The organism is Thioalkalivibrio sp. ALR17-21, from assembly GCF_000420185.1.
GTDB lineage: Bacteria > Pseudomonadota > Gammaproteobacteria > Ectothiorhodospirales > Ectothiorhodospiraceae > Thioalkalivibrio > Thioalkalivibrio halophilus.
In genome coordinates this window covers 1-14,169 of sequence record NZ_ATUL01000030.1, presented here as the reverse complement: position 1 = coordinate 14,169, position 14,169 = coordinate 1, and the positions used below count along the sequence as shown (strand labels likewise).

The window sequence follows — 14,169 nt, the reverse complement described above, 5'->3', positions numbered from 1 at the left end:
CGTCACAAGTCCTTCAGAACTCGTCCCGCAGGTCCGGAACGGGACGGGTAGGCACGCTGTGCGTAATCACTCTCACACGAATCCCGTACTGCGTTTCGAGGCGCACACGCTCGGGCTTGGTCATCTGGCCGCTGGTCACAATCACGGCTCTTTCAAAGGCCCGTCGACCGGGAGCCTCCTTGTTAAGGCTCGAGACCATTTCCTGATACTCCGGACGCTGGCTGCGCACATGCGCCAACTGTTCGAAGCCGTGCGAAATATCACCGGCACCCTTCAATTCGACCAGCGCAGCAACCTTCCGCCCCCCGCGAACCTCCCACCAGAGGAACAGGCCATCGCAGCGCATCTCGTTGTCGTTAAAGACACAGCCATCCAGGACGATGGCCCGGGTTTCCTCCTGCTGACGCGGCGCGTAACGAACCTGTTTGCCATTCTCGGCAAAGGTGTACTGATCCGCACAGAGCGTGGAGGGCTGATGTGCCCGCATGCGCCGGCAGCTACATTGATCCGCGTAGCCGGACGTCATGCCTCCCCCCCATGCTCCCACTCGATATCCCGCATACGGTCATAGAGCTGATTGATCTCGTTGAAATGCTGCAGCAACCGGTCATCCAGAAGTCCGGAAGACCCGTCCAGCAGCTCAACCGCCTCGCGCCCCTGCATGCCATAGGCCGCAACGTCCGCCGGATCCAGCGCCATCAAATCCCGGACCTCCGCCTCCCCGTCATCACGCACCAGCCCCTCGATCCGATATCGCTGCAGGTGGTTGTTCAAGGCCTCGACGATATAGGGGCTGTGGGTTGTCAGGATGAACTGGGTGCGGGGGAACGTGGCCAGCAGGTCACCCACGACACGACGCTGCCACGCCGGATGCAGATGCAGATCCACCTCGTCAATCATCACCACGGCTTCCGCAGCCAGTGGATCGTCCTGATCCGGGTTGGCCATGGCCATACGAGCGGCCAGGTCCATGATCAGCCCGAGGAGGGTCTGGTAACCGTCACTCAGCTGCGCGATATCAAAGGTCTCGCCTTCCTTGTCGACCGCCAGCCGCAAGGGATTGACCTCGATCCGCGGGTTGGACAGATCGGGGAACACGCGGGTGATGGCCCGACGCACCGCATCGAGTTCCGGCAGGGTCACGTCGAAGCTGCGGGCAGCCTTCTGCCTTGTATGTTCCTCGTTTTCCTTGAAATAGAACCACGCGAAAGCCGACTTGAACCGGGTGCTGGCCTCCAGGGCACCCACCAGGGCATCGAATCGACTGTAATCGGTAGGGAAGTTGCGGCGCCGCAACGGAATATCGAGCACGGCACGGGACACGCCGTAGTAGGCCACGACCGGCATCTCGAAATCCCGGTCCTCCTGCGAGGGGTCAATCACCTTCTCGTCCAGATGGTTGCGCAGGGACCGAACTCCGGGACCGGTCGGGACGGCAGCCGCCGTGGTGCGGCTTCGATCCCGACGCTGAACCCGTTCCCATTCCAGCCCCGGGATGGTGCTTTTCAGCGTCACCCGCGTATAGGGCCGCACCCGGTTGCCGCTTTGATGAATCTCGCCTCTTTTTCTGAAATCAATGCCCGTGACCCCGGGAAGATGCTTCAGGATCTCGCCAAGCCCGATGGCGACACCATCCAGTATGGCCGTCTTCCCGGAACCGTTCTCGCCCATCAGGAGAGTCAATCGCGAGCCCAGTTCAACTTCGAGCCGCTCCCACAGGCGAAAATTGTCAAACGTCGCCAGCTGCAGTCTCACGGCAAGGTATTCCCGGTGTTAAGGAGTCGATTTGCCCCAGCGACATAGCCCCCGCCGGACGGGGCCGCGCGCTCGACGCAGTAGCGCAGGGTCTCCAGTTTCTGTTCGATTACCCGTTGATCCATGCATCCCTCCGCGCGGCGAGGATGCGATCACGGTACGGCAGGAAATCGGCCTGATCGAACAGATGGCGGGTCAGGAAGCGGGCCTGGGCCTCGTCACTGCCCCACAGGCGCACGCCGGTGGTCATGATCTGCCCGAGCAGCGGCTCGCCGGCGCGGGTGAGATCGACAAGGTCGACGGGGCGACCGGCGGCCAGGGCCAGCTCGTCGATGAGCCGGATACGCGCCTCCACGTCCAGTGAGGTCCCGGCGCTCACGGCAATGTCGAGATCGCTGTCGACGGTCGCGGTGCCGCGGGCCAGCGAGCCGAACAGCATCACCAGCTCCAGCTCGGGGTGGGTCTGCAGCACGCCCTGCAGGCGCTGGTGTTCGGCATCTCGGTCCATGTCCCGGATTCTAGGGAAACGCCGAACCATGTGCACGCTCGCGCTCGAGTCGCTTTCATGTACGGGTGCTTCCCTTGCGGCTGTGGCCGCGGAACGATTGGTTTACCATTCGGGTCTGGTCGCCATCATCGATTCCACGCGAGGCCGTTCCATGAGCAAGACCGTCACGCTGACCGACAACTCCACCGGCAAGAGCATCGAGCTGCCGCTGCAGGAGGGTTCGCACGGGCCCAACTGCATCGACATCCGCGCGCTGTACAAGGAGCTCGGCTACTTCACCTACGATCCGGGGTTCATGTCGACCGCCAGCTGTCGCTCGGACGTCACCTTCATCGACGGCGACGCCGGCACCCTGCTCTATCGCGGCTACCCGATCGAGCAGCTTGCCGGCCAGAGCACCTATCTGGAGGTGTGCTATCTGCTGCTCAACGGCGACCTGCCGTCCTCCGACGAGCTGCACGACTTCTCGCGCATCATCAAGGAGCACTCGATGCTGCACGAGGCGGTGCGCCGCTTCTTCGACGGCTTCCGCCACGACGCGCACCCGATGGCGATCATGGTGGGCGTGGTCGGAGCGCTGTCGGCCTTCTACCACGACAACGTGGACGTGCATAACCCGGAGCACCGGCGCATCGCCGCGCACCGGCTGATCTCCAAGATGCCGACCATCGCCGCCTGGTCGTACAAGTACGCCAACGGCCAGCCGTTCATGTACCCGGACAACAACCTGTCCTACACGGCCAACTTCCTGTCGATGATGTTCGGCGTGCCCAGCGAGCCCTACCAGCCGAACCCGGTGTTCGTGCGCGCGCTGGACCTGATCCTGATCCTGCACGCCGACCACGAGCAGAACGCCTCGACCTCCACCGTGCGCCTGTCCGGCTCCTCCGAGGCCAATCCGTTCGCCGCGATCTCGGCCGGCATCGCCTCGCTGTGGGGCCCGCTGCACGGCGGCGCGAACGAGAAGGTCATCCGCATGCTCGAGGAGATCGTGAACTCCGACAAGAGCGTCGAGGACTTCGTCGCGCGCGCCAAGGACAAGAACGACTCCTTCCGCCTGATGGGCTTCGGCCACCGGGTGTACAAGAACTATGACCCGCGCGCGAAGATCATCCGCAAGATGTGCCACGAACTGCTGGAAGAGATGGGCGACATGGGCGCCGACAACCAGCCGCTGTTCGACGTGGCCATGGAGCTGGAGCGCATCGCGATGGAGGACGACTACTTCATCGAGCGCAAGCTCTACCCCAACGTCGACTTCTACTCCGGCATCATCCTGCGCGCGATGGGAATCCCCCTGAACATGTTCACCGTGATCTTCGCCCTGGCCCGCACGGTAGGCTGGATCTCGCACTGGAACGAGATGATGCAGGACCCCGAATCGCGCATCGGCCGCCCGCGTCAGCTCTACACGGGTTACCCCGAACGGGAGTACCGGCCGATCGAGGAGCGCTAGCCTTGTCCGGAGCGGGCTTGTCGAAGCGACGGGCAGGTGCTATGTACAGGACATGTGTCGGACACAAGGGAGGAACGACCCATGTCCACCGATCGGTTTTTCATGCTGTTTGCCGGTATCGTGGTCCTGATCAGCGCCCTGCTGACCTGGGCAGCCAGTCCGTGGTGGCTGCTGCTTGCCGTATTCATTGGCGTGCATCTGATCCAGGCCTCCTTCACCGGCTTCTGCCCCCTGGTGAAGATCCTGAAATCGACGGGACTGAAACCCGGCGAGATCTTTCGCTGAAGTCGGTTGCTCCACCGCCGGGTCGCCGGGCAGAACCCCGCCCCCCTTGTGTTTGCGGGCGCGAGCGCTCATATTAATAAACACTAATGCTTCACCAGGAGAGAACACCCCATGAGTATTGACCGCATCGTTATGGCCTTTGCCGGCACCGTCATCATCATCAGCGCCATTCTGGCGTGGCAGTTCAGCCCGCTGTGGCTGCTGCTGACCGGCTTTGTCGGCCTCAACCTGCTGCAGTCCGCCTTCACCGGCTTTTGCCCGCTGGCCATGATCCTCAAGGCCATGGGCGTGAAGCCCGGCGAAGCCTTCAGCTGAGGCCAGCCCGGCAGACACCTCGCGCCCGCCCCGACCGGCGGGCGCACAAAAGGGCCCGGACGTCACCGTCCGGGCCCTTTTTCGTTCAGAGGCTCGGGCTTCAGGACCGGGGCCGGAGGCGTTCGGCGGCCTCGTCCAGCACGGCCCTCTGGCGGCCGGCCAGATGCCGCACTTCCTGGAGATAGAGCTCAAGCTGCATGCTCGCGCTCCCATTCCCGGAACTCCAGCTCGCGCCAGGTACGTGTCAGGAACCACGCCCATGGCGGTCGATCCTCGCCGATCACCGGAATACCCTCCTCGGCGACCACGGCGCGCATGGCCAGTCCGGCCCGCTCCAGATTGACGATGTCGACCCGATCGTCGTGGGTGCCCAACGCGGCCGCAATCCGGCGACGCAGGGACTCGTCCCGCGCGAAAGCGTCCAGGGCATCATCAGGGGCGTCCGACCACCGCACGGCCAGGTCCCAGTCGCTTTGCTCGTGCGCCTCGCCCCTCGCGCGACTGTCGATCAGTACCACGAAGTCCAGTCCGTCGAGGTCTTCAAGGGCGCGACGCAGTACCGTCGGTTCCGTCATGGTCCTGCTCCGTTGCGAGATTCAATGCAGGAATCATGGTAGCAGCCCCCGGGCGGAGAGCGCCGTTTACTCCGGTTCGCGCAGCCAGCAGGCGGCGCGGTGGTCCGGCGCGGGGCGGAAATCGGGCGGGTCGCGGGTCTCGCAGACGCCGGCCATGGCCTGCGGGCAGCGGGGGTGGAAGCGACAGCCCGGCGGCGGGCTGACCAGGCTGGGGGCCTCGCCGCCGGGGATCTCGCGCATCTGCCGCGCGTTGGCGGGGTCGGGGTCGGCCAGCGCAGACAGCAACGCCTCGGTGTAGGGGTGCTGCGGGGCGTCCAGCAGCGCGTCCACCGGCGCCTGCTCCACGATGCGGCCGGCGTACATCACCATCACCCGCCCGGCGTAGTGGCGCACGGTAGACAGGTCGTGGGTGATGTAGAGCAGCGCGATGTCGTGCTCGCGCTGTACCCGATGCAGCAGGTCGAGGATCTCCACCCGCACCGAGGCGTCCAGCATCGACACCGGTTCGTCGGCGATGATCAGCTTCGGCCGCAGCAGCAGGGCGCGGGCGATCACCACCCGTTGCTGCTGCCCGCCGGACAGCTGATGCGGGAACTTGCCGCGCATCTCGGCCGCCGGGGTCAGCCCGACCTCCTCCAGCGCGGCGTCGATGCGCCGTTCGCGCTCCGCGCGCGGGCCGATGCCGTGCACGATCAGCGGTTCCTCCAGCGCCCGGCGGATGTCCATGAACGGCGGCAGGGCCCCGTAGGGATCCTGCTGCACGTAGCCCACCCGGGCGCGGTATTCCTTCAGGGCGGCTCCCTTCAGATCGGCCAGCGACTGTCCCGCGAAGCGCACGGCCCCGCCGGTGGACCGGTTGAGCCCCAGCAGGGTGCGCGCGAGCGACGACTTGCCGCAGCCGGACTCGCCCACCACCGCGGCCGCCTCGCCGGCATCCAGGGTGAAGCGCACGCCATCCACCGCGCGCACGGTCCCGGTACGAATGAAGCCCCACTGGCGCAGCTCGAAGTGGGTCTGCAGGTCGTCGGCGACCAGCAGCGGTTCCTGTTGAGCACGGGTATTCATCCGGTCCCTCCCGCGTCATGCAGCCAGCAGCGCACGCGATGGCGCGCATCCGGGTGGAACACCGCCGGGTCCTCGGCGCAGCGCTCGAAACGTCGCGGGCAACGCGCGGCGAAGCGGCAGCCGGCGGGCGGATCCTGCAGGCTGGGCGGGCGCCCGGGAATGGGCACCGGCGGTTCTTCCTGGCGCAGCCGCGGCACCGAGGCCATGAGCATCTGCGAATACGGATGCGCCGGGGCGGTGAAGAAGGCCTCGGCGGACGCCTCCTCCACCACCTGCCCGGCATACATCAGGGCGACGCGGTCGGCCAGTTCGCTGGAGGTGGCCACGTCGTGGGTGATCAGCACGAAGCTGGTGCCGCGATCGCGCTTGATGCGCTTGAGCACGTTCATGATCGAGGCCTGGGTGAGCACATCCAGCGCCGAAGTGGGCTCGTCGAGGATCACCAGGTCGGGGTCGGTTACCAGCGCCATCGCCAGCACCGCGCGCTGGCGCATGCCGCCGGACAGCTCGTGCGGATAACGCTGCAGGAAGTCCGTGGCGATGCCGACCTCCTCGAATGCCTCGGCCGCACGGGCCATGGCCGCCCGCCGCGACCACCCCCGATGGATGAGCAGCGGCTCGGCGACCTGTTCGCCCACCCGCACCACCGGGTTCAGCGCATTCATCGCGGCCTGCATCACCAGCGCGATGCGGGTCCACCGCACCTCGCGGCGGAAGCGTTCCTCGGACAGGCCCAGCACGTCGCGCCCGTCCAGGCGTACCTGGCCGGTGGGTCGCCCGGCATTGCGCGGCAGGGTGCGCAGCAGCACCTTCGCCAGCGAGGATTTGCCGCAGCCGGACTCGCCCAGCACCACCAGCGCCTCGTTGCGGCGGATCTCCAGATTGACCCCGTCGACCGCGTTCACCGGGCCCTGCTCGGTGCGGTACTGCATCCGCAGGTCCTCGATCTCCAGCAGCGGGCTGTCGGGATTGGCCGTCACCGCCATCACAGGTTCCTCAGCCGGGGATTGAACACGCGATCCAGGGCGAAACCGAGCATGGCGAAACCCAGTCCGGTCAGCATCAGCAGCGCCGCGGGGCTCACCACCCAGTAATAGAACCCGTGGTACAGGGCCGACTGCGCCTGGGCGTCGTGCAGCACCTTGCCCCAGGTCGGCAGCACGGGATCCCCCAGGCCCAGCACCGCCAGCGAGGCCTCGAGGAAGACGTAGGTCGGGATCAGGGTCACGAACGTAGGGATCAGCACCGGCAGGATGCGCGGCACCATGTAGCGCAGCACGATCCGCGGGCTGCTGGCCCCGTAGGCGCGCGCCGCCTCGATGTACGGGGCCTGGCGGATCGGCAGCAGCATCGCGCGGTACATCTTGATCCCGGCGGAGAAGATCCCCAGGGCCACGACCACGCCCAGCATCAGCCAGATGCTGGTGGAATACAGCGTGCCCACCATCACCAGGATGGGCAGCAGCGGCAGGATGATGTTGACCTCGGTCAGGCGCTGGATCGCGGCATCCACCCAGCCGCCGTACCACACCCCGGCGGCGGCAATGATCAGGGTGGTGATGGTCGTACCCACCGCGGCGATCAGCCCGAACGCCAGCGCCACCGGCGTACCCCACAGCAGGGCCACGGACAGGTCGCGGCGCTGGTGGTCGGTGCCGAACGCGCCGTGCACCTGCCCGTAGGCCACCAGTTCGGCGTCCATGCGGCCTTCGGGCTCGAAATGCACGGTTTCCAGCACCAGTTCGTAGCTCCCCGGCAGGACCCCGGGGCTCGCATCGCCGGGCTCGGCATCGCTGAACAGCCCGATCTGCGGCGCATGCCCGAGGCGGTCTTCCAGGACCCGGTCCTGGGAGATGGACACCCGCTCCTGCGCGCTGACCCGGCGCGACCCCAGCGGCACCTCGCTGCCGTCGGGCCGGTGCCAGCTCATGCGCACGAACGGCGGCCGCTGCTCGAACTCGGCCTGCAGGAACAGGTTGATCTCCCCCGGGAAATCGTCATAGGGGAAGTCGAAGCGCAGGGTCTGCTCCTCGATGCGTCCGCCGTCGAAGGCCGCGAATTCCCGCTCGGCCGCCTCGCTCCCGGCCTTCACGGTGCGCGGCGCGTTGCCTCCGAACAGCCGGTCCGTCCACACCGGTGCGGCATTCACCGGCAGATCCTGCCAGACCTCGCCGCCGCGCCAGAGCTTCTGCGCCTCGCTGTACGGGATGGCGGTGACCGCGTAGATCGCCGTGCCCAGCAGGGCGAGGATGATCAGCATCCCCGCCACCGCCGACGGATAGCGTCGCAGCCGACGCAGGCCCTCGATCCAGGGGCTCATGAACGGCCTCCTTCAATGCGCACGCGCGGATCGAGGATGGCGTAGAGGAAGTCCAGCACGAACACGGTAATGGCCAGCAGATAGGCGAAGATCACCACCGATCCGATGATCACCGGGGTGTCGCGATGGCCGATGGCCTCGAACAGCAGCGTGCCCAGACCCGGCCAGTTGAACACCTGTTCGAGGATGATCGCGCCGCTCCACAGCCCGATCAGCATCAGCAGGAAACTGGTCACGATGGGCGACAGCGTGGGCCGCAGGATGTAGCGCTGTTCGATCAGGCGATCCGGCAGCCCCTTGGCGCGTGCCATCTCCACGTAGTCCTCGCTGGAGTGGATCAGGAAGAAGGTGCGCCAGGAATAGATCGAGATGAAGATCTGCGAGATGAACATCGCCAGCACCGGCAGCGCCATGTGCCGGAGCACCGAGGCCGCATAGGCCCAGCCGTCCTCCGGCGGCGGCACGGCGACCATGCCCCCCGCCGGGAACAGCGGCCAGATGAACGCCAGCAGCAGAATCAGGAAGATGCCGTAGAACCAGCCCGGCGCAGCCGAGCTGGGTGCCAGCCCGATGACGCTCTGATCCAGCGCCGAGCCGTAGCGCCGCGACAGCCCCAGTGCGGCAAACACCGCCACGAAGAACACCAGCAGGTTGGCGGTGCCGAACAGCAGCAGGGTGGCCGGCAGGCGTTCGGCGATGATATTGAAGACCTGGCGCGAGCCGGCGTCGGAATGCATCTCCTCGGCCCGTCCGAGATCGAGGATCATCGCCTGATAGAGGTAGTCGAAGCTGCGCCAGATGAAGGGCTCGTCCAGGCGCAGGCGCTCCACTTCCAGCGCCACCTGCTGCTCGACCAGCTCGGTCCGCTCATCGGAGGGCAGATCATGGAACGCCGGATCCGCACGCACCGCTTCGGCCGCCGTAGTCTCGATCTGCGCCAGCCGCAGGTCATCCACCTGCCCGCCCATGTTGGCGATCACGATGGTCAGGTAGACCCCGATCAGCACCGTCACCAGCAACGCCAGCAGGCGCTTGCCGGTAAACACGGCAAGGCGGCGCAGATCGCGCAGCCAGCCGCGCCGGGCGGCATTGATGGCCCCGTCAGTCATCGCCTTCCTCCGCTGGATCGGCCCGTGGTTGCGGCATCCGTCCGCCTGGCACCGTGGCGAACGCATGGGTGGCAAAGGCCGGCAGGGCGACCGGCGTCGCGGTCACCGCGAACTCCAGGCTGTTGGCCCCGGTACCCAGTGCGTCGAGGATCTCCGCATCCAGATGCAGGCGCCAGCGCCCTTCCGCATCCGGCTCCAGTTCGCCGCGCCGCGCGAGGCGGTCGTCGCCATCGAACAGCATCCAGCGCACCTCGTCGATGTCCTCATGCGGATACGGCTCGCCGCCAAAACGGATGTCGAGATCCAGACTGACCGCCTCGCCCAGCTCGGCGATCAGCGGGCCGTCCACGCTGACCTCGGGGATCCGCGGCTCCGCAAAGCGCAGCCACTTGTCCGCCGGATCGGGGAAGTCCTCGAAGCGGCGCAGCACCAGACTGCCCTCCACCGCGCGCACACGGTGCAGATAGAACGGCCCGTCGCCGACCCAGAAATGCCCGCGTTCGGCCTGCCACTGCTCCAGCGCCGCGTAGCGTTCGCGGATCTCCTCCGGATCGACCCACTCGCTCAGGGTCTCCTCGAACGGCAGCCGCTCCGCCGCGCGCGCCGCGCGCAGGTAGTCGCGCAGGATCTCCAGCGCCGGCCCGCCCACCAGGTTGGTCTGCTCCACGCCGCGCCGGTCGGCCTGACCGGTGGAAAAGGCCAGATCGCCCTGGCGCTCGGCCTCGACCCCCAGCCCCAGCACATGCCAGGGCTGGGTGGCGGGCACACGGTTGGCCACCAGGTTCTCCGCATCCGGGAACACCTGATCGCTGTAGACCTCCACCGTCAGCGGGTCGGTATCCGTGATGCGCCAGCCGCGGAAATGGCGCTCATAGACCGAAAACGTGGGTACGTGCCCCGGATCGAACAGCGCGCTGTCCTCGTCGGCACGTTCGAAGGTCAGGATCCACGGCAGGATCATGTCGGCGACGGAGACCCGGGAACCATCGTGCCAGTAGCGATCCAGGTACCCGTCGTGGAATTCGATCTCGGTACGCGAACGCGCCGTCAGGCCCTCCGGTTCGGCCTCGTCCACCGTCACCTTGCGCCCTTCTGCGGCGTCCCAGCGCAGCCAGGCATCGCCGGGCACCTCGATGCGCTCCACACTCTCCAGCTCCACCCAGTCCAGCGTGCGCCCGACCGGCGCGTCCTCTTCCACCGTGACCCGGGCGCGCGCGATGCGCTGGGGCCGGTAGAGCCCGGTGAACGGATCGGCCAGCGCCGCCGGGTCCGACAGGGAACGCAGGATCATCTGATCGAAGATCCAGTTGGAACCGGCCACCGGGTTCCAGGGCTCGGTCAGCATGCTGGGCGTGCCGACCACCACGCGCCCGCCCAGGCCGTCGCGGAAACGCAGGGTATAGGGCCACAGGCCGGAGCCAGTCACGCCGCCGGCCAGATCCACCGCCACCTCGAGGTTCGCGGCATGCGGCCAGACGCTTTGCTGATCCACCAGCCAGATGCGCACCGAATCCTTCATGGCCAGCTCCAGCGCGCGCCCCATCAGCTCCTCGCGCTCCTCCACGGACTGGTACTCGCGGCGCTCCAGACGCTCGGCCAGTTCATCCAGCTCCGGATCGGGATCGTAGGCCTGCCACAGGGGGTCCGGTCGCCCGCGGGGGGTGTAGTAATAGTTGAAGTCGCCGCCGACATCGCGGTTGATGACCGTGGATATCCAGCCGCCGGTATACACGTGCCAGCGGCCGGCGGCAGGATCACTGGCGATCCACAGGCGCGTCGCCTCGTCCGCGGTGCGGTACAGCCGCTCGGTCTCGAAGCCGAGGTCCTCCAGCCGGTTGGCCACGTAGTCGCCCACCCGCTCGCGGTTGTCCTCGGTGCGGATCAGCACCCGAATGCTCACGGGCGCGTCGTCATGGAACCAGCGACCGTCGCGCTGTTCCGCGCCCAGGGCCTCCATGCGTTCGCCGATCACCCGGCGCGCGCGTTCGGCATCGTGGCGGTAACGGATCTCGAGCTCGCGCGCCGGTCCGGCCAGGCGTGCGTAGTCCGGAAAGGCGGTGTTCAGCGGGAGATAACGCGGCGTGGCGAGCCCGCCGTAGAGCTCTTCCGCAATATGGCTGCGATCCACCAGCCAGTTCATCGCCTCGCGGATCCCGCGATCGGCGAAGGGGTTCAACTGGCCGTCCTCGAACTCGGCCGGATTCAGCGTGAGTTCGGCCACCGAACCGCGCGAGAAATGGTGCCCCACCGCGGGCGAAGCCTGGATCTGGCGGAACAGCGAGGCCGAATCCAGCCCCTGGCCGAACAAATGATGCGACCCCCGTTCGATCAGCGCAGTGATGCGGCCGGGGTCGGATTCCACGGTGAACACCACCTCGTCCACCAGTGCGCCGCGGCGCTCGGAGGCATCGCCCGGCTGCACGGTCGGCGCCGCGCCCTGGTCGACGCCGCGGCCGCCCATCCACAGGGTCCCCGCAATCGCCACGGCCAGCAGGGCGAGGATCAACAGGGGCAGCAGGCGGCGCAGATCGAACAAGGGATCTCCTCGGGATACGGGCTCAGGGCGTGGCGTCGGGGGTGGGTTCGTCGCGCAGCTCGTCGATCACTTCACGCACCTCGTCGGTGTCCCACTCGATGGCCTCGTTCACGGAATACCGCACCCGGCCCTCGCGGTCCAGCAGGAACGAGCTGGGGAAGGCGAACACGCCCCATTCCTGCGAGACCGCCCCATCCTCGTCCATCAGCACCGGGAAATCGACCTCGACCTCTTCCATGAATTCCAGGATGTGCTCGGGCGACTCGCGGAAATTGATCGACACGATCGCGAACTCGTCCTCGTCATACGAGCCTTCGAGGCGGTTCATCGACGGGATCTCGTGCACGCAGGGCGGGCACCAGCTGGCCCAGAAGTTCACCAGCGTCACCTGACCGGCACGATCCTCCAGCCGGTGGGTCTCGCCGCGCGCGGCGGTCAGCTCGTAGCCGGGAGGCTCCTCGGGCTCGCGCTCGACCATCCCGTGCTCGCTGCCCAGCGGCTGGTCGCGTTCCTCGTCCAGTTCGGCGACCTGTCCCGGGCGCGGCAGGCCCGCCAGCACGCGCGCCGTCGAAAGCAGCTGCTGCGGGGTTCGCCCGACCGCGTCACTGCCCGCCTCGTCGGGGCGCATGTAGTAGTCGCGCTCGCCGGCGATGATGCGCGCCAGCGCCGGGCTGCCGGCCGCGTACAGATGCCGCATCAGTTCCGGCAGGCGGGCCGCATGGGCCCCGTCGGCGGGCTGGAACACCGCCACCGGCATGTTGGTTGCGTCCACGATCCCGAACAGCTCCGGGTCATCGCCGGCGGCAGGGGTGCCGCGATACAGATTGGGGAACAGCAGGATCGCGCCGGCCACGGCATCCGGATCGTCGGTCGCCGCCTGCCATTCGCGCAGCCCGCGCAGCGCGGGCACGCCCATGCGGTCGGAGGCCACCAGCGTCACCGGGGCATAACCCTGCGCCCCGGCCTGCTCCAGCAGCGCCGCGGCGGGCTTGCCCTCCAGCCCGCGCACGGTGGAACTGGCGCGTTCCAGCAACAGCGAATCGAGCAGGTCCACCACCCACACCGTGGCGCCCTGCTCCACCAGTTCGCCCAGCAGCTCGCGCGGGGCATCCAGCTCCTCGGCCGCCGGGATCAGCCAGATGAACAGCGGACCCGTGCCTTCGGCCTCGCCGAGGGTCTCTACCTCCAGGAGATCCCCGCCATCCAGTTCGATGGTGAACTCCTTCGCCGCGCCGTCGGCCAGCAGGCCCGACGGCAGAAGGAGAAAGACCAGCCACAACAGCGCACGCCCCGTCCGGGACCACGGAATCGACCGCACATTGAACCTCGCGAAAGAAAGGATCCACCGCGGGAAAGACGCACCCGGGGCCCGTCCGCTTCCCCGGGCAGGATCCGATCATCCGACATGGCCCGTCGCCTTGCAATGGCCGGGCGGGGCCGCCCCCCGAGCGTCAGCGGGAGATCACCCCCCGGTCATGGACATGAAGCGCATGACCTTCTCCGGGCGCTCGTTGAACTCGTGGCGCTCGGGCTTGAGCGCGATCGCCTCGAGGATCGCGGCTTCCAGTTCGGCATCGCTGCAGCCGTCACGCAGCCGCGGGCGCAGCGCCAGGCTGTGCTCGTTGCCCAGACAGGTATGGATGGTGCCGTCCACCGACAGCCGCACGCGGTTGCAGGTGTCGCAGAAGTGCTGCGAGATCGGCGTGATGAAGCCGATGCGGATGTCCGTGCCCGCCACCTGCACATAGCGCGCCGGGCCGCCGCCGGGCATCACCCCGGGGATCAGCTCGAAACGCTGCTCCAGGTCGCGGCGCACGTCCTGCAGGTTCACGTAGTGGCCTTCGTTTGCCGCGCGCCCGGTGTCGCCCACCGGCATGGTCTCGATGAAACGCAGGGTGAAACCGTGCTCGATGCAGAAGTCGACCATGTCGCCGACCTCAGTATCGTTGATGCCGCCCATCACCACCATGTTGATCTTGATCGGGTCCAGCCCGGCGCGCTTCGCCGCCATCAGCCCGTCGATCACCTTCTCCAGCTTGCCGCCGGTCACGTCCTTGAAGACCTCCGCGCGCAGGGTGTCCAGGCTCACGTTGATGCGCCCGACCCCGCCCGCGGCCAGCGCGTCGGCGTGCTTCGCCAGACGCACCGCATTGGTGGACAGCGAGATGTCGTCGATGCCCGGCAGGGCGTTCAGCCGCGCCGCCAGATCCGGGAGGCCGTGACGCACCAGCGGTTCGCCGCCGGT

Annotated in this window: 14 protein-coding genes; 3 read left to right on the top strand and 11 right to left on the bottom strand. The window is 67.3% G+C overall.

Features of this window, described 5'->3' with window-relative positions; translation table 11 throughout:
- Positions 1–13 precede the first annotated feature (13 nt).
- From G020_RS0112920 to G020_RS0112910, 3 genes are all read right to left on the bottom strand, one after another.
- Entirely contained in the window at positions 14–526 is a 513-nt protein-coding gene (locus G020_RS0112920) for a hypothetical protein (protein WP_024329896.1), read from the bottom strand.
- Positions 523–1,755 (bottom strand): AAA family ATPase, encoded by a 1,233-nt coding sequence (locus tag G020_RS0112915; protein ID WP_024329895.1) that lies wholly within the window; start codon positions 1,753–1,755, stop codon positions 523–525. Before G020_RS0112915 ends, G020_RS0112920 begins: the two co-directional genes overlap by 4 nt.
- A gap of 109 nt (positions 1,756–1,864) precedes the next feature.
- Positions 1,865–2,263, bottom strand: a complete 399-nt coding sequence (locus tag G020_RS0112910) for a nucleotidyltransferase domain-containing protein (protein WP_024329894.1) — start codon at positions 2,261–2,263, stop codon at positions 1,865–1,867.
- A 151-nt stretch (positions 2,264–2,414) separates the two neighbouring features.
- Here G020_RS0112910 and G020_RS0112905 point away from each other — a divergent pair, with 151 nt between their 5' ends.
- From G020_RS0112905 to G020_RS0112895, 3 genes are all read left to right on the top strand, one after another.
- On the top strand, positions 2,415–3,719 hold the full coding sequence (locus G020_RS0112905) for a citrate synthase (RefSeq protein WP_024329893.1): 1,305 nt from the start codon (positions 2,415–2,417) through the stop codon (positions 3,717–3,719).
- An 81-nt stretch (positions 3,720–3,800) separates the two neighbouring features.
- Positions 3,801–4,004 (top strand): DUF2892 domain-containing protein, encoded by a 204-nt coding sequence (locus G020_RS0112900; protein WP_018946163.1) that lies wholly within the window; start codon positions 3,801–3,803, stop codon positions 4,002–4,004.
- 111 nt (positions 4,005–4,115) lie between these two features.
- Complete coding sequence (locus G020_RS0112895; RefSeq protein WP_024329892.1) at positions 4,116–4,319, top strand: DUF2892 domain-containing protein; 204 nt, start codon at positions 4,116–4,118, stop codon at positions 4,317–4,319.
- Between the two features lie 188 nt (positions 4,320–4,507).
- Here the strand turns inward: G020_RS0112895 and G020_RS0112885 are convergent, their stop codons facing one another.
- From G020_RS0112885 to G020_RS0112850, 8 genes are all read right to left on the bottom strand, one after another.
- Entirely contained in the window at positions 4,508–4,894 is a 387-nt protein-coding gene (locus G020_RS0112885; protein WP_024329891.1) for a nucleotidyltransferase family protein, read from the bottom strand.
- Positions 4,895–4,960: 66 nt separating this feature from the next.
- Positions 4,961–5,959 (bottom strand): ABC transporter ATP-binding protein, encoded by a 999-nt coding sequence (locus G020_RS0112880; protein ID WP_024329890.1) that lies wholly within the window; start codon positions 5,957–5,959, stop codon positions 4,961–4,963.
- Positions 5,956–6,945 carry an ABC transporter ATP-binding protein gene (locus tag G020_RS0112875; RefSeq protein WP_024329889.1) on the bottom strand — a complete coding sequence of 330 codons (990 nt, stop codon included), beginning with the start codon at positions 6,943–6,945 and terminating at the stop codon, positions 5,956–5,958. Before G020_RS0112875 ends, G020_RS0112880 begins: the two co-directional genes overlap by 4 nt.
- Positions 6,945–8,279: an ABC transporter permease gene (locus tag G020_RS0112870; RefSeq protein WP_024329888.1), complete on the bottom strand. Its 1,335-nt coding sequence runs from the start codon at positions 8,277–8,279 to the stop codon at positions 6,945–6,947. Before G020_RS0112870 ends, G020_RS0112875 begins: the two co-directional genes overlap by 1 nt.
- The gene (locus G020_RS0112865; RefSeq protein ID WP_024329887.1) at positions 8,276–9,388 is read right to left on the bottom strand and encodes an ABC transporter permease; all 1,113 of its coding nucleotides are present in this window, start codon (positions 9,386–9,388) and stop codon (positions 8,276–8,278) included. Before G020_RS0112865 ends, G020_RS0112870 begins: the two co-directional genes overlap by 4 nt.
- Complete coding sequence (locus G020_RS0112860; protein WP_024329886.1) at positions 9,381–11,924, bottom strand: ABC transporter substrate-binding protein; 2,544 nt, start codon at positions 11,922–11,924, stop codon at positions 9,381–9,383. Before G020_RS0112860 ends, G020_RS0112865 begins: the two co-directional genes overlap by 8 nt.
- Before the next feature lie 22 nt (positions 11,925–11,946).
- Positions 11,947–13,242 carry a TlpA disulfide reductase family protein gene (locus tag G020_RS0112855; RefSeq protein WP_024329885.1) on the bottom strand — a complete coding sequence of 432 codons (1,296 nt, stop codon included), beginning with the start codon at positions 13,240–13,242 and terminating at the stop codon, positions 11,947–11,949.
- A 144-nt stretch (positions 13,243–13,386) separates the two neighbouring features.
- The coding region (locus G020_RS0112850; protein WP_024329884.1) for a GTP 3',8-cyclase MoaA at positions 13,387–14,169 on the bottom strand (783 nt) is incomplete at its 5' end.

Coding starts and splice junctions, on each gene's coding strand:
- G020_RS0112880 (WP_024329890.1), bottom strand. CDS start 5,959: ATGAATACCCGTGCTCAACAGGAACCGCTGCTGGTCGCCGACGACCTG.
- G020_RS0112900 (WP_018946163.1), top strand. CDS start 3,801: ATGTCCACCGATCGGTTTTTCATGCTGTTTGCCGGTATCGTGGTCCTG.
- G020_RS0112885 (WP_024329891.1), bottom strand. CDS start 4,894: ATGACGGAACCGACGGTACTGCGTCGCGCCCTTGAAGACCTCGACGGA.
- G020_RS0112895 (WP_024329892.1), top strand. CDS start 4,116: ATGAGTATTGACCGCATCGTTATGGCCTTTGCCGGCACCGTCATCATC.
- G020_RS0112920 (WP_024329896.1), bottom strand. CDS start 526: ATGACGTCCGGCTACGCGGATCAATGTAGCTGCCGGCGCATGCGGGCA.
- G020_RS0112870 (WP_024329888.1), bottom strand. CDS start 8,279: ATGAGCCCCTGGATCGAGGGCCTGCGTCGGCTGCGACGCTATCCGTCG.
- G020_RS0112875 (WP_024329889.1), bottom strand. CDS start 6,945: ATGGCGGTGACGGCCAATCCCGACAGCCCGCTGCTGGAGATCGAGGAC.
- G020_RS0112865 (WP_024329887.1), bottom strand. CDS start 9,388: ATGACTGACGGGGCCATCAATGCCGCCCGGCGCGGCTGGCTGCGCGAT.
- G020_RS0112905 (WP_024329893.1), top strand. CDS start 2,415: ATGAGCAAGACCGTCACGCTGACCGACAACTCCACCGGCAAGAGCATC.
- G020_RS0112910 (WP_024329894.1), bottom strand. CDS start 2,263: ATGGACCGAGATGCCGAACACCAGCGCCTGCAGGGCGTGCTGCAGACC.